The sequence below is a fragment of the Micromonospora sp. D93 genome, assembly GCF_018070365.1.
GTDB lineage: Bacteria > Actinomycetota > Actinomycetes > Mycobacteriales > Micromonosporaceae > Micromonospora > Micromonospora ureilytica.
Map to the genome: position 1 here is coordinate 1 of NZ_JAGPXW010000006.1, position 16,364 is coordinate 16,364.

Annotated in this window: 11 protein-coding genes; 3 read left to right on the top strand and 8 right to left on the bottom strand. The window is 72.7% G+C overall.

The features are described 5' to 3' along the window. Positions 1-65: 65 nt before the first annotated feature. Both KBX71_RS09225 and KBX71_RS09230 read right to left on the bottom strand, forming a co-directional pair. Positions 66-2,906 carry an adenylate/guanylate cyclase domain-containing protein gene (locus KBX71_RS09225; RefSeq protein ID WP_210817575.1) on the bottom strand — a complete coding sequence of 947 codons (2,841 nt, stop codon included), beginning with the start codon at positions 2,904-2,906 and terminating at the stop codon, positions 66-68. Between the two features lie 152 nt (positions 2,907-3,058). Continuing rightward, positions 3,059-3,274 (bottom strand): zinc ribbon domain-containing protein, encoded by a 216-nt coding sequence (locus tag KBX71_RS09230; RefSeq protein WP_124819078.1) that lies wholly within the window; start codon positions 3,272-3,274, stop codon positions 3,059-3,061. A 37-nt stretch (positions 3,275-3,311) separates the two neighbouring features. Here KBX71_RS09230 and KBX71_RS09235 point away from each other — a divergent pair, with 37 nt between their 5' ends. From KBX71_RS09235 to KBX71_RS09245, 3 genes are all read left to right on the top strand, one after another. After that, positions 3,312-4,763, top strand: coding sequence for a lytic transglycosylase domain-containing protein (locus KBX71_RS09235; RefSeq protein WP_210817576.1), 1,452 nt, complete (start codon positions 3,312-3,314; stop codon positions 4,761-4,763). Positions 4,764-4,835: 72 nt separating this feature from the next. Beyond that, positions 4,836-5,852, top strand: coding sequence for a GNAT family N-acetyltransferase (locus KBX71_RS09240; protein ID WP_210817799.1), 1,017 nt, complete (start codon positions 4,836-4,838; stop codon positions 5,850-5,852). 92 nt (positions 5,853-5,944) lie between these two features. Then, positions 5,945-9,223: a lamin tail domain-containing protein gene (locus KBX71_RS09245; protein ID WP_210817577.1), complete on the top strand. Its 3,279-nt coding sequence runs from the start codon at positions 5,945-5,947 to the stop codon at positions 9,221-9,223. A 65-nt stretch (positions 9,224-9,288) separates the two neighbouring features. Here KBX71_RS09245 and KBX71_RS09250 read toward each other — a convergent pair whose 3' ends face one another. The 6 genes from KBX71_RS09250 to KBX71_RS09275 all read right to left on the bottom strand — a co-directional run bounded on the left by KBX71_RS09250 (position 9,289) and on the right by KBX71_RS09275 (position 16,186). Beyond that, positions 9,289-9,804 carry a helix-turn-helix transcriptional regulator gene (locus KBX71_RS09250; RefSeq protein WP_210817578.1) on the bottom strand — a complete coding sequence of 172 codons (516 nt, stop codon included), beginning with the start codon at positions 9,802-9,804 and terminating at the stop codon, positions 9,289-9,291. Positions 9,805-10,474: 670 nt separating this feature from the next. Continuing rightward, on the bottom strand, positions 10,475-11,458 hold the full coding sequence (gene hemB / locus KBX71_RS09255) for a porphobilinogen synthase (RefSeq protein ID WP_210817579.1): 984 nt from the start codon (positions 11,456-11,458) through the stop codon (positions 10,475-10,477). 21 nt (positions 11,459-11,479) lie between these two features. Continuing rightward, the gene (locus KBX71_RS09260) at positions 11,480-13,060 is read right to left on the bottom strand and encodes a uroporphyrinogen-III synthase (RefSeq protein WP_124819086.1); all 1,581 of its coding nucleotides are present in this window, start codon (positions 13,058-13,060) and stop codon (positions 11,480-11,482) included. Continuing rightward, positions 13,057-14,025 (bottom strand): hydroxymethylbilane synthase, encoded by a 969-nt coding sequence (hemC, locus tag KBX71_RS09265; RefSeq protein WP_210817580.1) that lies wholly within the window; start codon positions 14,023-14,025, stop codon positions 13,057-13,059. Before hemC ends, KBX71_RS09260 begins: the two co-directional genes overlap by 4 nt. After that, positions 14,022-15,419 (bottom strand): glutamyl-tRNA reductase, encoded by a 1,398-nt coding sequence (locus tag KBX71_RS09270; protein WP_210817581.1) that lies wholly within the window; start codon positions 15,417-15,419, stop codon positions 14,022-14,024. Before KBX71_RS09270 ends, hemC begins: the two co-directional genes overlap by 4 nt. Further along, the gene (locus KBX71_RS09275) at positions 15,416-16,186 is read right to left on the bottom strand and encodes a redox-sensing transcriptional repressor Rex (protein WP_124819092.1); all 771 of its coding nucleotides are present in this window, start codon (positions 16,184-16,186) and stop codon (positions 15,416-15,418) included. Before KBX71_RS09275 ends, KBX71_RS09270 begins: the two co-directional genes overlap by 4 nt. Positions 16,187-16,364 lie beyond the last annotated feature (178 nt).

Here is a 16,364-nt window from a genome sequence, read left to right on the forward strand (position 1 = left end):
CCTCGGCACGGCGTGTCGTGGCAATAACTTCATGATCAACGGCGATCGGGGTGGGGTGGGGTGGGTTAGGCGCGTTCGGTTCGGGTGGCTGGGTGGCGGTCGGGGTCGGCGGGGCGGCGGGGCGTTGGTTGGGACAGGCCGGTGCTGAAGCGGGTCGAGTCCGCCGCCAGGTCCGGGTGTTCCACGTCGAGTGCCAGCGCCGCGGCCTCGTCCAGCCCCAGTTCGGCACCCTCGCCGTACGCGTCGTCGAAGGCCGCGTCACCGAGCACCGCACGCAACTCGGCCTGCTGTTCGGCCCAGTAACCGCCGTAGATGCCGGGCGTGGCACGCATGCTCGCCCGGGTGGCCTGCGCGGCCCCGAAGAGGCGGGCGGCGGTCAACCGCTGCCCGCCGACGGCGCAGCGCACCGCGACCGCGTTCAGGGTGTCGCACGCCCGGCCGTGGTAGCCGTGACCCATCCGGGAGCGCAGCGCCACCAGCAGATGCTCGTGGGCGGCGATCACGTCACCCCGGGCCAGCGCGACCATTCCGAGCAGCATGTCCACCGAACGCCGGCCGCGTTCCACCGGCCGGGCCGCCTCCACCGGACGTACCGCCCCCAGCAGCTCCGCCGCCTCCTCCAGGGCGCCCCGCCGCCAGAGCAGCTCGGCCAGGCTGAACACCGCGAACAACGCCTCGCCGACCACGTCCTGCCCGTGTGCCCAGTCGATGACCTCCCGGCACACCCGCTCGGCCTCGACGAACTGCCCCATGTCCACAAGCGGCGCCGCCCTGCCGGCGAGCACCCGGGCCAGCAAACCGGCGTCGCCGGCCTGCCGGGCCGCCGCCTCCGCCCGCTGGGAGTAGCGCAGCTCCTCGGCGAACTCACCGTCGGCGCTGGCATGCAGTGAGTGCATGTGGTACGCCGCCGCCAGCTCGGCCTCCGGGATCCGCTCTCCCGTCTCGGCGATCCGCCCGTACAGCCGGAACAGCCACAGCCGCCCCTCGCGCGCCAGGCCCCGTTCCAGCCACCACTGGTCCAGCCCGCCCGCCAGACCGAGACCGGCGCGGGCACTGCCGCCGGTGGCGCACCAGCGAAGAGCGGCGCGCAGCTCCCCGGCCAACGGATCGAGGGCATACAGCGACAGCGTCACCGGCCGGCCGTCCTGGCCCAGGTGGGCCCGGTCCAACGCGTGCGCCGACCAGGCCACGTGCCGGTCCCGAGCGGCCTGCTCCTCACCCGCCTCGGCCAGCCGCCGCGCCGCGTACGCCCGGATGGGGTCGAGCATCCGGTAGGTGCTGCCGGCAGCCCGCGGCTCGGCCAACACCATCGACTTGTCCACCAGGACCGAAAGCGGGTCCAGCGGATCGTCGCCCAACAGCCATTCCACAGTCTCCAGATCCACCGGGCCCGCGAAGACCGCCAGCCACCGCAGCAGGCGGGCGGCCCGGGGGCCCAGCGTCCGGTACGACCAGGTGACGGTGGCCTGCATGGTCAGATGCCGTTCGGTGGCCGAGCGCTGCACCGCCCGGCTCGCCGGGGTGGGCGGCGACGCCCCGGCCGCCGCCGCGACCAGGTCCACGGTGTCCTGTTGGTTGCCGGACCAGCCCCGCTCTACCGGAGGCGGATCCGGGTCCTCGCGGCCAGCGTCCAGGGTGCCGAGGACATCGTCCAGTCGCTCGGCGAGCTGGCCCACGGAGAGCACCCGCAGCCGGGCGGCGGCCAACTCGATGGCGAGCGGCAGACCGTCCAGCCGCTGCACGACCCGGCGCAGATCGGCGGACTCGGCCGGGTCGGGTTGCCGACCACCCCGCGCCGCCGCCGTACGGTCCAGCAGCAGGGCCACCGCGTCGCTCTCCGCGCCGTCCGCGCGCGGGTCCACCGAGAGCGGCGGAATCCGCCACACCACCTCGCCGGGAAGGCTGAACGACTCACGACTGGTCGCCAGCACCCGTACGCCGCCCCCGCCGGACAGCAACCGCGCAATCACCTCGGCGCAGGCTGCCGGCTGGGTGTCGCAGGTGTCCAGTACGACGAGCATCCGGCGGCCGGCCGCGTACTCGACGAGGGTGTCCAGCATCGGCCGGCCGGGCTCGGGCCGCAGGCCGAGCACGGCGGCGATGGCGAAAGCCACCAGCCCCGGGTCGGTCACCGAGGCGATGTCGACGAACCAGACCCCGTCCGGGTACGCCTCGACAACTCCGCTGGCCAACTCCACCGCGAGCCGGGTCTTGCCCGCGCCACCCGCCCCCAGCACGGTGACCAGGCGGTGCTGTCGCACCAGCAGGCCCAGCTCGATGCGCTCGGCCTGCCGGCCGACGAACGAGGTCACCTGGGTGGGCAGGTTGTGCGCCACCGCGTCGGCGGTGCGGGGCCGGGGGAACTGTCGCTCCAGACCGGGGGCTACCAGTTGGAACAGTCGTTCCCGGTCGTCGAAGCCGCGCAGGCGGTGCAGGCCCAGGTCGAGCAGGGTCGCACCCGGCGGCATCGGCTCGGCCCGACGTGCGGTGGACGCCGTGCAGAGCACCTGCCCGCCGTGCGCGGCGGCGGCCACCCGGGCGGCCCGGTGCACCTCGGGGCTGGCGTACTCGCCGTCGCGGGGCTCCGCATAGCCGGTGTGCAGGCCCATCCGCACCCGGGGCGCGGCCTCGGAGGTGGGCCAGTCGTGGCTGGACAGTGCCCGCTGGGCGGTCAGGCACGCGGTCATCGCCGCGGTCGCGTCCTCGAAGGCGAGGAAGAACGAGTCGCCCTCGGTCAGCAACTCCGCGCCACCCGTGCTGGCCAGCGTGCGACGCAGCAACCGTCGATGCTCGGCGAGCACCGGGCGGTAGTCCGCGCCGAGCAGCTGAGCCAGCCGGGTCGAGCCCTCGATATCGGTGAACACGAAGGTTACCCAACCGCTCGGGAACTGGATCCGTGGCGACATGCGAGGAACCTCCGCCCGTGACGTCGGGTTCATGCTGCCTGAGTCCGAACGATCACACATCGTGAGAACGGCCGGGCAAGTGCCGCCTCAACGTGCCACTCGGACCCGCTCCCGGCAAGGCCGGCCCACCAGGCGGCGGCGAATTGGCCCGATCAGCAGCCGCAGGAGCCGCCGCAGCAACCACCAGCGGCGGGTGCCGGGGCACCACCGGCGGCACCACCCCGGCCGGTTACCGCGACCGCGGAAAGAAGCTTGACCGTGTCGGCGTGTCCCTGTGGGCAGCTGGCCGGCTCACCGGCCGCCGCCATCGAACGGTTGACCTCGAAGGTGTCGCCGCAGGCGCGGCAGCGGAACTCGTACCGGGGCATGCCGCCCAGGGTACGTGGATCTGGCGGTTGGCGGAGCATGAGTGATACTCGACAGGTGGTGGACGGCGAGGACGACACGCGTGTGCAACCGTTACGACCGGCCGCGCCGCTGGACGGGCCGCTGGAAGGCTCGGGGGCCGCGCCCGATCCGGTGCGCAAGGTGCCCCGCCCTCGCCGCCCCTGGCTGATCGGGCGTTCGGCGGATACGCCGACCACGCCACCGGCGACAGCGCCAGCCGAGGCACTCAAGCCCGAGGTCGCGAAGACCGAGGCCACGAAGGTCGAGGCCGTCAAGACCGACGACCCGAAGGTCGAGGCCGTCAAGACCGCGGCCACGAAGGTCGAGGGCAAGACGGCCGACACTCCCGAGACCGACGCCACGAAGGGCGAGGACTCGAAGGCGGACGGCAGCGCCAGTGACCCGGCCGCACCGAAGCCGGCCGGCGGGTCGAGCGCCGACACGCCGGCTGACGAGGCGAAGACCGGTGCCGCGGATCCGGCGAAGACCACCGTGGATGAGATTCCGGTCGTGCCGGCGTCCGACCCGGCCCGTCGGCGGCGGGTGCAGTTCTCGCACGCGGTACGAATGCCGCCGCGCCGGGCAGCAGCCTCCGCGGCACGGGCGACCCGAGCCTGGTCTCGCCGGCCGAGTGGTCGGCTGACCCTGCCCGGTGTCTTCCTGCTGGCGCTGGTGGCCGCGACAGCCGCGGCGGGAGCACTGCTCGTACCGGCCGCTATCCGCGCACCGCGTCCGGTGGCTGTCGACGCCTCGGCCGCGCCGACCGGGGTCGCGCCGACAGGGGTACCGTCCGGCCTACCCACCGGACCGCTGCCCACCGGGCCGCTGCCGACCCTCCCACTGCCCACCGGCGGGTTGCCCGGCAACGGGCTGCCGACCGGGTCGGTGATCGGTGGCCGACCGGCGGACGCCCTGGCCGGCTGGGCGCAGCAGGTCGGCGCCAAGGTAGATATCCCCGCGGTCGCGATGCAGGCGTACGGCTACGCCGAGTTGGCGCTCGCCCAGACCAACCGCAGCTGCGCACTGAGCTGGACCACGCTGGCCGCGATCGGAAAGGTCGAATCGGATCACGGCTCGACCAACGGGGCGCAGTTGGGGCAGGACGGCAAGGCGGTGCCCAATATCTTCGGGCTGCCCCTGGACGGGAAGGACGGTCGGATGCGGATCATCGACACCGACCGTGGGGCGCTCGACGGGGACGCCACCCTCGACCGGGCCATCGGGCCGATGCAGTTCATCCCGACCACCTGGCAGGAGATCGGCGCGGACGCCGACAACGACGGCCGCAAGGACCCGCACGACCTGGACGACGCGGCCCTGGCGGCGGGGAACTACCTCTGCAAGGGCGGCCGGAACCTGAGCATCCCGGGCGACTGGTGGAACGCGATCCTCTCCTACAACGACGTACGGCGGTACGCCCAGGACGTCTACGACACCGCGAACCGGTACGGACGGGCCAGTCGGCCATGAAGTGATCGTCTCGATACGTTGGAGAACTGGACACTTCCCCCCAGCCTCTGTTAGCGGCAAGCTAGACGGGTGATGGTGCGCGAGTGGGACCCCAGGACCGCGTCGTCCGCCGAGATCGCGTCGCTGTTGGCCACGCTGAACGCGGTCCTGGCGGCCGATCTGCCGCAGGACCCGCCCTGGCGGGAGACTTCGCTACGGGAATACCTCGCCGAGGTGATGCCCGGTGAGCGGCGGATCTCCTGGATCGCCCAGGCCGAACCGACCGCCCCGGGCAACACGGGCGCGGTGCTCGGCCAGGTGCACGTACTCCTTCTGGGTGACATCGGTGTGCTCGAGGTGCTGGTGCACCCGTCCGCGCGGCGCAGCGGCCTCGGCCGTGACCTGGTGTTGCGTGCCGCGCGTCGGGTCTACCAGGAGGGCTTCCGGTCGATCGGGGTCGAGGTCGTCGGCGACACGCCCGCGGTCGGGTTCTACGAGTCGCTCGGCTTCAACCGGGAGTACGTGGAGACGCGCAGCGTGCTCGACCTGACAGCTGTGGACTGGGCCGAGTTGGCCGAGATGGCCACCGGCATCGGGGCGGGCTACCAGCTGGAGTTCTTCCCGGGCGGGCCGCCGGACGACCTGATCGAGGCGTACGCGCGGGCCAAGGCCGAGGTGCGCGACGTCGACGACGGTGAGTTGCGCCCCAGCTCCTACGACCCGGAGCGGCTGCGCGACAGCCTCGACACGCTGCACCGGCGGGGCATGCAGCCGTACATCGTGCTGGCCCGGCACGAGCAGAGCGGTGAAGTGGCCGGTCTGACCGAGGTGGTGGTGCCGGCGCAGCACCCGACCCGCGCCGACCAGTACGACACGATCGTCGCGCAGGATCACCGGGGCTACGGCATCGATCGGGCGATCAAGGCTCGGATGCTGCTGGAGCTGCGTTCCGCCGAGCCGGAGCTGATCGAGGTGCAGACCTGGAACGCACAGGCCAACGAGGCGATGCTCAAGGTCAACGCGGAGCTGGGCTACCGCCCCGACCGGGACTGGTGCGAATACAGCGTCGACGTCGCTGAGCTGGTGCACCGCCTCGATCCGCCGCGCTGAGGAATTCACGAAACTGTCCACTAGGGGATGGACGGTGGACAGTTGCGCACCTTAACGTGCGTTGACTCCCATCCACCCATCGTGGAGGCCCTATGCGCCCGCGCCGCTCAATCGCCGCGCTCGCGACCGCCACCGCCGCCGTGACCGTCACGGCGCTCGGCGTCGCACCCATCGCGGCCAGCGCCGCGCCCACCGACCTGTTCATCTCGGAGTACGTCGAGGGTTCGTCGAACAACAAGGCGATCGAGCTGTTCAACGGCACGGGCGCCGCCGTCGACCTGGCCGGCGGCGGCTACCAGTTGCAGCTCTACTTCAACGGCTCCACCACGGCGACCACTATCGCCCTGACCGGCAGCGTGGCCGCCGGCGACGCGTTCGTGTTCGCCAGCGCCTCGGCCGGGGCCGCCATCCTCGCCCAGGCCGACCAGACCACCGGGGCGAGCCTCTTCAACGGTGACGACGCGATCGTGCTGCGCCGGGGCACCACAGTGCTCGACTCGATCGGTCAGGTGGGCGTCGACCCGGGCACCGAGTGGGGTGCCGGCGTCACCAGCACCGCGGACAACACACTCCGCCGGCTGCCGAGCGTGACCGCCGGTGACACCGACCCGTCGGACGCGTTCGACCCCGCCACGCAGTGGGCAGGCTTCCCCGTCGACACGTTCGACGGGCTGGGCGCGCACACCGTGGACGGCGGTGGCCCGGTCGACGTACCGGCCACGCTGACCTGTGGTGGGCCGCTCGTCACCGCCGCCGGCACGGCCGCCAGCCGCGAGGTAACCGCCGCCGACCCCGACGACACGGTCGCCGACCTGGCGGTGACAGCGATCAGCCCGAGCCCGACCTCCGGCTCGATCACCCGCACCGCGTTCACCCCGGCCGACGGGGTTGGCGGCACCGCCCGCGCCACGGTCGGCGTGAGCGCGGACCTCGCCGCCGGGGCGTACACCGTCACCCTCACCGCGACCGACGCGGGCGGTGGCACCGCCAGCTGCGCGCTGGCCGTGCAGGTGACCCGGGAGCTGACCGTCGGCGAGGTGCAGGGTTCGACCACCGACTCCGAGTCCGGTCCGACCGACAGGTCACCGCTCGCACCGGCGAGCGGCAACGGCACGAGCAGCACGATGTACGACGTACGCGGCGTGATCACCCAGTTGACAGTGGCCCGCACCTCGGCCGGGGCGGAGCAACACGGGTTCTTCCTGCAGAGCCGCGTTGGTGACACCGATGGCGACCCGACCAGCTCCGACGGCATCTTCGTGTTCATGGGCACGTTCACCTCGCTGATCGGCGGTTACGTGCCGACGGTCGGCGACGAGGTAGTGCTGCGGGCCCGGGTGTCGGAGTACTACAACTTCACCCAGCTCTCCGGCGCGTCGCTGGTCCGCCGGATCGGCGGCGGCCTGGCCGTGGACACCGCGGTCGCGGTGACCGACGCCGTGCCGCCGGCCGTGCTGACCGACGCGCAGCGCTTCTGGGAGCGGCACGAGGGCTCCCGGATGCGGGTTCGCGCGGGCAGCGGCGCGGTGAGCGGCCGGGACGTCTTCTCCTCCACCGCAGACGCGGAGCTGTGGGTGGTCGACCGCGACGACCCGCTGCTGGACCGCGCCGACCCGTACTCCCGGCGGGTCTTCCGCGATTCGCACCCGCTGGACAACGACCCGACCCGCCGCTTCGACGACGGCAACGGCCAGCGGACGCTGCTCGGCAGCATGGGCGTGAAGGCCACCGCCGGGGACAGCGCCGCGCTGCTCCCGCCGGCGCACACCTTCGACACGCTGCGGGCGGACGCGGTGGGCGGGGTCTACTACTCGTTCGAGAAGTACGGCGTCCAGGTCGAGCGGGCGGAGTTCGCCGCCGGGGCCGACCCGTCGAAGAACAACCCGCCCAAGCCGGCCGAACGGTCGCAGGAGGTGGCAGTGGCCACCTACAACGTGGAGAACCTGTACGACTACCGCGACGACCCGTTCGACGGCTGCGACTTCGCCGGCAACGCCGGCTGCGTGGGCGTCGCCCCGCCGTTCGACTACGTCCCGGGCAGTGAGGCGGAATACCGCGAGCAGCTGGCCGCGCTCGCCGACCAGATCGTCAAGGACCTGCACGCACCGGACCTGATCCTGGTGCAGGAGGCCGAGGACCAGGACATCTGCACGGTCTCCGGGGCTGCGCTGAGCTGCGGCGACACCAACGACGCCGATGGCGCTCCGGACAGCATCCAGGAGTTGGCGATCACCGTGGCGGCGGCCGGCGGGCCCGCGTACGCCGCCGCCTATGACCGGACCGGCGCGGACGCCCGCGGTATCACCGCCGCCTTCCTGTACCGCACCGACCGGGTGTCGCTGGCGGCCGCGACTGCGAACGACCCCCTGCTCGGCTCGGCACCGACAGTTCAGTACCGGGCGCCGGGGCTGCCGGCCAACGCCGACGTGCAGAACCCGAAGGCCCTCAACGCGGTGTTGCCGTCGGATGTGGACACCTCGACTGGTCGGGACGGGACCAACGTCTTCACCCGTGCTCCGCAGCTGGGCAAGTTCAGCGTGGCGGCGGCACCCGGCTCGGCCGAGCGGTTCACCCTGTACGCGCTCAGCAACCACTACTCCTCGGGCCCGGACAGCCGGGTCGGGCAGCGGCGGGAGCAGGCGCGCTACGGCGCGGCGATCGTCACCGCGATCGAGGCGGCCGACCAGACCGCGCGGGTGGTCTACGGCGGGGACCTGAACGTCTTCCCCCGCCCGGACGATCCCATCGCCACCGGCGACCAGCCCACACCGTCGGACCAGCTCGCGCCGCTATACGAGGCGGGCCTGCACAACCTGTGGGACAACCTCGTCGCGGACGTGCCGGCGTCGGCCTACTCGTACAGCTTCGAGGGGCAGGCGCAGACCCTCGACCACCTGTTCGTCAACGACGCGTTCTACGGTGACCTGGTGCAGGTGCGGGCGGCGCACATCAACGCCGACTGGCCGGCGGAGTTCGCCGGTGACGGGTCACGGGGTTCCAGTGACCACGACCCGCAGGTGGCCCGATTCCGGTCCCGTGCGTCGTTGACAGTGGCCGACGCAACGGTGGCCGAGGGCAACCAGGGCACCCGACAGCTCACCTTCAGCGCCACCGTGTCCCGGCCACTGTCTCAGCCGGTGCTGCTCTGCGCCGCAAGCGTCGGCCTCACGGCGCAGGCGGGCTCGGACTTCGACCCGTACGCCGGCTGCAAGGTGTTGGCCGCCGGGCAGACGTCCGTGGCGTTCCCGGTGACGGTGCGCGGTGACCGCAGGCGGGAGGCGGACGAGAAACTCACGCTGCTGGTGGCCGGCGTGCCCGGCCTGCGGCTGGCCGACCCGCTCGCGACCGGAACGATCACCAACGACGACTGACGTCGCGTTTTCCCGGCGAGGCCCGCAGATCCGTTCCGGATCGGCGGGCCTCGCTGGTGTCGAGGTCAGACCACCCCGCGCGGGGGCCACGGCGGTCGGGGCAGGTGCCGGTGTTGAGCCACACGCACCTCCCACTGGCTTCGGCGCCGCATCGCGTCCCGAACTGCCCGGTTGCGGTAGAACGTCTCGGGCGGGCGGGCCAGCCCGTAGATGTCCGCCCACCATTCGCCCGGCTCAGGGTCGAGAATGGTGTCGAGGTGCGACGGGTAGCGACGCTCCGCGCCGTTGTACGTGTCCTGCCAGTCCTGCATCGGTTTGAGCACCCGGCCGAACTCGTCCACCACGGCCAGCCGGCAGCCCAGCACACCGATGACGCGCCGGAGCAGGACGATGCTTGGCACCATGCGGCCGGCCTCGATCCGGCCAATGGTGGCATGGTGCACACCCGCCCACCGGGCCAGCTCGCGCTGGCTTAGGTCGGCGCGACGGCGGACCGCCCGGACGATACCGGCGGCAGGCCAGGGCGCGTCGGAAGGCTCGCTGAGCAGGACCCGCTCGGCTGAGGTTGACGAATCACTCATGCCGCCACCGTCCCGCCTGGTGGAGCTGGCCGCAATCCCGCTTACCGGGCCTGTGGATAACCAGCTGACCTGTGGATATCGTCCACGGCCCGCCGGATCACTTTCCGTGCACGCGGCACCAATTGCACCGCCACTACAGCGCGTCACGGGGCTTTACGCTGCTCCGTCGAGCAGCCAGACCAGGCCCAGACACGCCACCGGGCTGACCAGGGGAATCTCCAACCTCGCCAGCAGACACACCACCCCCCGCCCGCCCCCTTTGCTCTGCAGTTCAATATGCACCGAGAGCGGAGGGTGAGCGTCGCCGTCGTGGGTGCAGAGCAAAGGCGGGAGGGGAGGTGGTGGCGGCTCGTCAGATGGTCACGCTGCGCTAGCCGTTATCGCCGGCAGGACCGCAGGTCCGCAGGTCGGTCGGTCCGCAGGTCGGTCGGTCCGCAGGTCGGTCGGTCCGCAGGTCGGTCGGTCCGCAGGTCGGTCGGTCCGCAGGTCGGTCGGTCCGCAGGTCGGTCGGTCCGCAGGTCGGTCGGTCCACGAGCCGGTACGGCCGGGAAGCTCGACCGCGCCGCCCGCCGACGGGACACGCGGTCAGGACGCGCCGGCCGTGCGCAAGCCGGTGCCGCGCCCGCCCCCACACGCTAGGAAGACAGCGCGGTCAGAGTTGAACCTGGGGTCAGTAGCGCTGGCGCAGCAGCCCTGCGGCCTCGACGGCCCAGTAGGTGAGGATGACCTGCGCGCCGGCCCGCTTGATCGAGGTGAGCGTCTCCAGCATCACCCGCTCCCGGTCGATCCAGCCGTTCGCGGCGGCTGCCTCGACCATCGCGTACTCGCCGGAGACCTGGTAGGCGGCGACCGGAACGTCCACCGCCGCCCGCACCGCCGACACCACGTCGAGGTACGGCAGCGCCGGCTTGACCATCACCAGGTCGGCGCCCTCGGCGACGTCGAGCGCGACCTCACGCAGCGACTCCCGCAGATTGGCCGGGTCCTGCTGGTAGGAGCGCCGGTCGCCCTCCAGCGCCGACTCCACCGCCTCGCGGAACGGGCCGTAGAACGCGGAGGCGTACTTCACTGCGTACGCCAGCACGGAGACGTCCTGGTACCCGGCGGCGTCGAGCGCCCGGCGTACGACGCCGACCTGGCCGTCCATCATCCCGGACGGCCCGACCATGCCGACCCCGGCGGCGGCCTGGGCCACCGCCATCTCGGCGTACGCGGCCAGGGTGGAGTCGTTGTCGACATCGCCATCGGGGGTGAGCAGCCCACAGTGCCCGTGCGAGGTGAACTCGTCGAGGCACAGGTCGCTCATCACCACAGTGGCGTCACCCACCTCGGCCACCACGTCACGGATCGCGACGTTGAGGATGCCGTCCGGGTCGATGCCGCCGGAGCCGGTCGGGTCCCGCTGCTCCGGCACGCCGAAGAGCATGATCCCGCCGACACCGGCCTGGACCGCCTCGACCGCCGCCTTGCGCAGCGAGTCCCGGGAGTGCTGGAGCACCCCCGGGAGCGACCCGATGGCCCGGGGCTCGGTCAGCCCCTCCTTGACGAACATCGGCACGACCAGCTCGGCCGGGTCGACGCGGGTCTCGGAGACCAGCCGCCGCACGGCCGCGTTACGGCGCAGCCGGCGGGGCCGGATCTCGGGGTACGACATGAGGGGCCTCCTCGGAGACGACTACCGGAAGCGCAGGGCGGTCGGGCCCTGCACCTTCGAGCCACGGCGCTGCTTGGCCGGCATGGCGGCCAGCTTCTCGCGCAGCTCGACGGCGTAGGCGGCGAGCGCCTCCACCAGGTCGGGCACCGAGGCGTGCGGCGGCTGGACGTCGACCCGCAGGCCGAACTCCGTCGCGGTCTCCGCGGTCTTGGGCCCAATGACGGCAACAACGGTCCGCGCGTGCGGCTTCCCGGCGATGCCGACCAGGTTGCGCACGGTGGAGGACGAGGTGAAGAGCACCGCGTCGAAGCCGCCCGACTTGATCGCGTCGCGGATCTCGGCGGGCGGCGGAGCGGCCCGCACCGTCCGGTACGCGGTCACGTCGTCGACCTCCCAGCCGCGCTCGGTGAGCCCGGCGGCGAGCGTCTCGGTGGCGATGTCTGCGCGCGGCAGCAGCACCCGGCCCACCGGGTCGAGGATCTCGTCGTGCGGCGAGAACTCGGCCAGCAGACCCTCGGAGGACTGCTCCCCGGCGGGGATCAGCTCCGGCTGGATGCCGAACGCGCGGACCGCGTCCGCCGTGGCCTCACCGATGCAGGCGATCTTGACGCCGCCGAAGTGCCGGGCGTCCAGGCCGTGCTCGGCGAACTTCTCCCAGACCGCGCGGACCGCGTTCACCGACGTGAAGATCACCCAGGCGTACCGGCCGTCGACCAGGCCCTTGACCGCCCGCTCCATCTGCGCCGGGGTGCGCGGCGGCTCGACCGCGATGGTCGGCACCTCGCACGGGATCGCCCCGTACGCGCGCAGCCGGGCGCTCATCGCGCCGGCCTGCTCCTTGGTCCGGGGTACGAGCACCTTCCAGCCGTACAGCGGGCGGTTCTCCCACCAGCTCAGCTTGTCGCGCTGCCCCACCCCGACGCCGACGGTGAGCACCACCCGGCCGGTGAAGCCGAGCGCGGCGGCCACGAAGCTGTCCACGGTCGACGTGGTCGTGTACTGGGTCTCGCCGGTGCCGTCGCCGGTCACCCCGACGCCTGTGGTGCCGTCGACCCCGGCGGCGAGCAGCCCGTCCCGGACGGCGGCGAGGTCACCGGCGTCCACGGCGAGCGCGAGTGAGCCCCGGCCGACGGCCGTGGCCAGCGCCTCGAAGTCCAGTGCGCTGACGTCCTCGACGTCGGCGGCCGTACGCACGCCCGGCAGCGGGACCCCGGCGTAGGTGGCCACACCCTCGGCCTGGCCGACGCCGGGCACCACCTCGAAGTGGGCGGCGGTGCGGGCCACCGCCTGCACCTCCTTGACCACCGAGTCGTGCCCGAACGGGTCGCCGGCGACCAGGTGCACCGCGTTCAGCCCGGAGCGGGCCGCGGAGATCAGCACCTTCGCCACGTCCCCCGGCGCGCCCTCGGCCGGGGTGAACTCGGCATCGTCCCTGGCCTCGGCGCGAACGACGGCGAGCAACGACTCCGGGACTCCCCGGTCGTAGATCACCTGGTCGGCGTCGACCAGGGCGTCGTGGGCCCGACGGGTCAGCAGGCCCGGGTCACCGGGGCCAGCCCCGACGAACGCGATACGGCCGACGGGCTTACGGGTGCGGGTCATTCTGTGCTCCCAAATTGCTGGGTCCCCGGGCCGGTGTGTCCTTCGTGGCCGAGGATCGAGTCGGCGCCGAGTTCGAGGAGTTCGGCGGCGAGTGCCTTACCGATCTCCGCCGCGTCGGCGGGCGTTCCGGTGCGGGACAGCCGGAGGTCACGAGTGCCGTCCGGGCTGATCACCGCCCCGCGCAGGTAGATCTCATCGCCGGTCTCGCCTTCGGCGAGTTCGGCATAGGCGGCGACGGGTGCGCTGCACCCGGCCTCCAGGGTTGCCAGAAACGCGCGTTCCGCGGTGACCGCGGCACGCGACGGTGTGTGGTCGAGCACCGCGAGCAGCTCGACCAGGTCCTGGTCGTCGACCCGGCACTCCACTGCCAGCGCGCCCTGAGCGGGCGCGGGCAGCATCAGCATCGGGTCCAGCGACTCGGTGATCACGTCGAGCCGGCCGAGTCGGGCCAGACCGGCCCGGGCCAGGACGACGGCGTCGAGGTCGGCCTCGGGGCCGAGCACCCGCCCCAGGCGGGTGTCGACGTTGCCGCGGATCGGGGTGACCTCCAGTTGCAGGCCGAGGGCGTGCAACTGGGCGATCCGGCGCAGCGCTCCGGTGCCCACGGTGGCCCCGGGCGGCAGCTCCGCGAGTGTCCGGCCCTCGCGGGCCACCAACGCGTCGCGCGGGTCCTGCCGGGCCGGCACCGCCGCGATGTGCAGCCCGCCGGCGGCAGCCGTGGGCAGATCCTTGTACGAGTGCACGGCGAAGTCGATCGTCCCGGCGGTCAGCGCGTCGCGCAGGGCGGAGACGAACACCCCGACGCCAAGCCGGTGCACCGGCGCGCTGGAGCGGTCGCCCGCGGTGACCACCTCGATCAGCTCGACGGGCCGGCCGGTGGCGGCGGTCACCGCCTCGGCGACCTGGCCGGACTGAGCCATCGCCAGGGCGCTGCCCCGGGTGCCGAGGCGCAGGGGGGCGGTCATCGCGCACCTCCGGTGGGTGGGGTCGGTTCGGCGGTGTCGGCTCCGGACACCGGGTCGGTGCCGGGGAACGCCAGGCCGAGGTCGGGGGTCAGCACGTCCGGGACGGTGTCGACAGGTGAGGTCTGCGGCACCTCGAGGTCGAACAGCTCGCGCAGCAGTGCCGCGTACTGGTCGCCGCCGGGCTCCGCGGCCAACTGACGGACCTTGACGGTGGGCTGGTGCAGCAGCCGCTGGACGACCCGGTGCACAGTGCGGGCCACCTCGGCCCGCAGGTCGTCGCCGAGGTCGGGGCGACGCTGGGCCAGTCGGCGCAGCTCGGCGGTGACCACGTCGTCGGCCCGGCCACGCAGCGCGGCCACTGTGGGTGCCACGTCGGCGCCGCGCAGCCAGGTGAGGAAGCCCTCCACCTCGCCGAGCACGATGCGTTCGACGGCTGCGGCGTCGGCGGCCGCCGGACCGTCGGCGAGCAGCGCCGCCATCCGGTCGATGTCGATCACCTCGACGCCGGGCAGCTCGGCGACGCCGTCCTCGACGTCGCGCGGGACGGCCAGGTCGAGCAGGACCAGTGGACCCCGGGCCGGGTCGCGTCGGGCCAGCGCCGCGGTGACCACGGCCCGGGTGAGGACCGGTTCGGTGGACGCGGTGGCGGCCACTACGATGTCCACTGTGGAGAGGGTGTCGGCCAGCTCGGTCATCGGCGCGGCACTCGCCCCGTACGACTCGGCGAGCCGGACGGCCCGGTCGGCGCCCCGGTTGCTGACGGTGAGCGGCCCGGCGCCCAGCCGGGACAGCGTGGCCACCCCGAGCGAACCCATCGCGCCGGCGCCGACCACCAGGGCCGGGTGGCCGACGAGGTCCCCGTCGAGGTGACCGGCGGCCAGCTCCAGTGCGGCGGTGACGACGCTCTGGCCGGCCCGGTCGATGCCGGTTTCGGCGTGGGCCCGCTTACCGACCCGCAGCGCCTGCTGCATGAGCTCGTGCAGCAGCCGGCCGGCCGAGTCGGCGCCGGTGGCCCAGTGGTACGCGTCGCGCAACTGGCCGAGGATCTGCGCCTCGCCCACCACCATCGAGTCCAGACCGGTGGCGACCCGGAAGACGTGGTCGACGGCAGCGGTGTCGTAGTGCACGTACAGGTGGCTGGCGAGCGCCGTCGGCGAGCTGCCGGCCTGCTCGGCCAGCACGGAGCAGACGTCGCCGAGCCCACCGTGGAAACCGGACACGGCGGCGTAGACCTCCACCCGGTTGCAGGTGGAGACGATCACCGCCTCGGCCACGTACGGCTGGGCGACCAGGCGGTCCAGTGTGCGGGTCAGGTCGGCAGGGGGCACGGCCAGCTGCTCCAGCGTGGCGACCGGGGCGGTCCGGTAGGACGCGCCGACGACGAGCAGTTTCACGTGCCGATCGCCTCCTGGGTGTCGGTGGCCGCGAACCCGCCGGGCAGGGCGGTGAGAGCGGACCCGCCGGTGGCGGGCAGCGCGGTCAGCGACGCCTTGCGGTGCTCGTGGAAGGACAGAATCTGCAGCTCGATGGCGAGGTCGACCTTGCGCACGTCGACCCCCTCCGGAACCGAGAGTACGCACGGTGCGAAGTTGAGGATGCTCGTCACGCCGACGGCGACCAGTTGGTCGGCGACCTGCTGGGCGGCGGCGGCCGGGGTGGCGATCACGCCGATCGCGAGGGATTCCTCCGCGGCGACCGTCGGCAGGTCGTCGACATGCCGGACAACCAGGCCGTTGATCTCCTCACCGACCCGGGAGGGATCGGCGTCGAGCAGTGCGGCGATCCGGAAGCCCCGGCTGGCGAAACCGTCGTAGCCGGCCAGGGCGTGACCGAGATTACCCACGCCGACCAGGGCGACCGCCCGGCGTTGGGTGAGCCCGAGCACATACTCGATCTGCTCGATCAGCAGCGCGACGTCGTAGCCGACGCCCCGGGTGCCGTACGAGCCGAGGTGCGAGAGGTCCTTGCGGAGCTTGGCGGAGTTGACCCCGGCGGCGGCGGAGAGACCCTCGCTGGAGACGGTCTCGTGCCCGGCGTCGGCGAGGTTGTGCAGCGCGCGCAGGTACTCCGGGAGCCGAGCAACTGTTGCCTCGGGCAGATCCGGGAGCGCTGGTACGGCACCGGCGCGGCCGGGCGCGCCTGGGTGACGGTGCTGACTCATGAGACTCCGTGCGGTGCGATCCTCGGCCAACTCTGCTGGTCGGCCGTTTCTGGACTCCCGCTGGCGACCGAGGATGCCGGCTGTGCTAGCAGGGCGCGTCGGAGTCACAGCGTAGGCGCTTGTGAAGACGTGCACAAATCGCGATCTTGCCGCTGCGTGGCGCGACCTCACCAGCACC

Coding starts and splice junctions, on each gene's coding strand:
- KBX71_RS09225 (WP_210817575.1), bottom strand. CDS start 2,906: ATGTCGCCACGGATCCAGTTCCCGAGCGGTTGGGTAACCTTCGTGTTC.
- KBX71_RS09230 (WP_124819078.1), bottom strand. CDS start 3,274: ATGCCCCGGTACGAGTTCCGCTGCCGCGCCTGCGGCGACACCTTCGAG.
- KBX71_RS09235 (WP_210817576.1), top strand. CDS start 3,312: ATGAGTGATACTCGACAGGTGGTGGACGGCGAGGACGACACGCGTGTG.
- KBX71_RS09240 (WP_210817799.1), top strand. CDS start 4,836: ATGGTGCGCGAGTGGGACCCCAGGACCGCGTCGTCCGCCGAGATCGCG.
- KBX71_RS09245 (WP_210817577.1), top strand. CDS start 5,945: ATGCGCCCGCGCCGCTCAATCGCCGCGCTCGCGACCGCCACCGCCGCC.
- KBX71_RS09250 (WP_210817578.1), bottom strand. CDS start 9,804: ATGAGTGATTCGTCAACCTCAGCCGAGCGGGTCCTGCTCAGCGAGCCT.
- hemB (WP_210817579.1), bottom strand. CDS start 11,458: ATGTCGTACCCCGAGATCCGGCCCCGCCGGCTGCGCCGTAACGCGGCC.
- KBX71_RS09260 (WP_124819086.1), bottom strand. CDS start 13,060: ATGACCCGCACCCGTAAGCCCGTCGGCCGTATCGCGTTCGTCGGGGCT.
- hemC (WP_210817580.1), bottom strand. CDS start 14,025: ATGACCGCCCCCCTGCGCCTCGGCACCCGGGGCAGCGCCCTGGCGATG.
- KBX71_RS09275 (WP_124819092.1), bottom strand. CDS start 16,186: ATGAGTCAGCACCGTCACCCAGGCGCGCCCGGCCGCGCCGGTGCCGTA.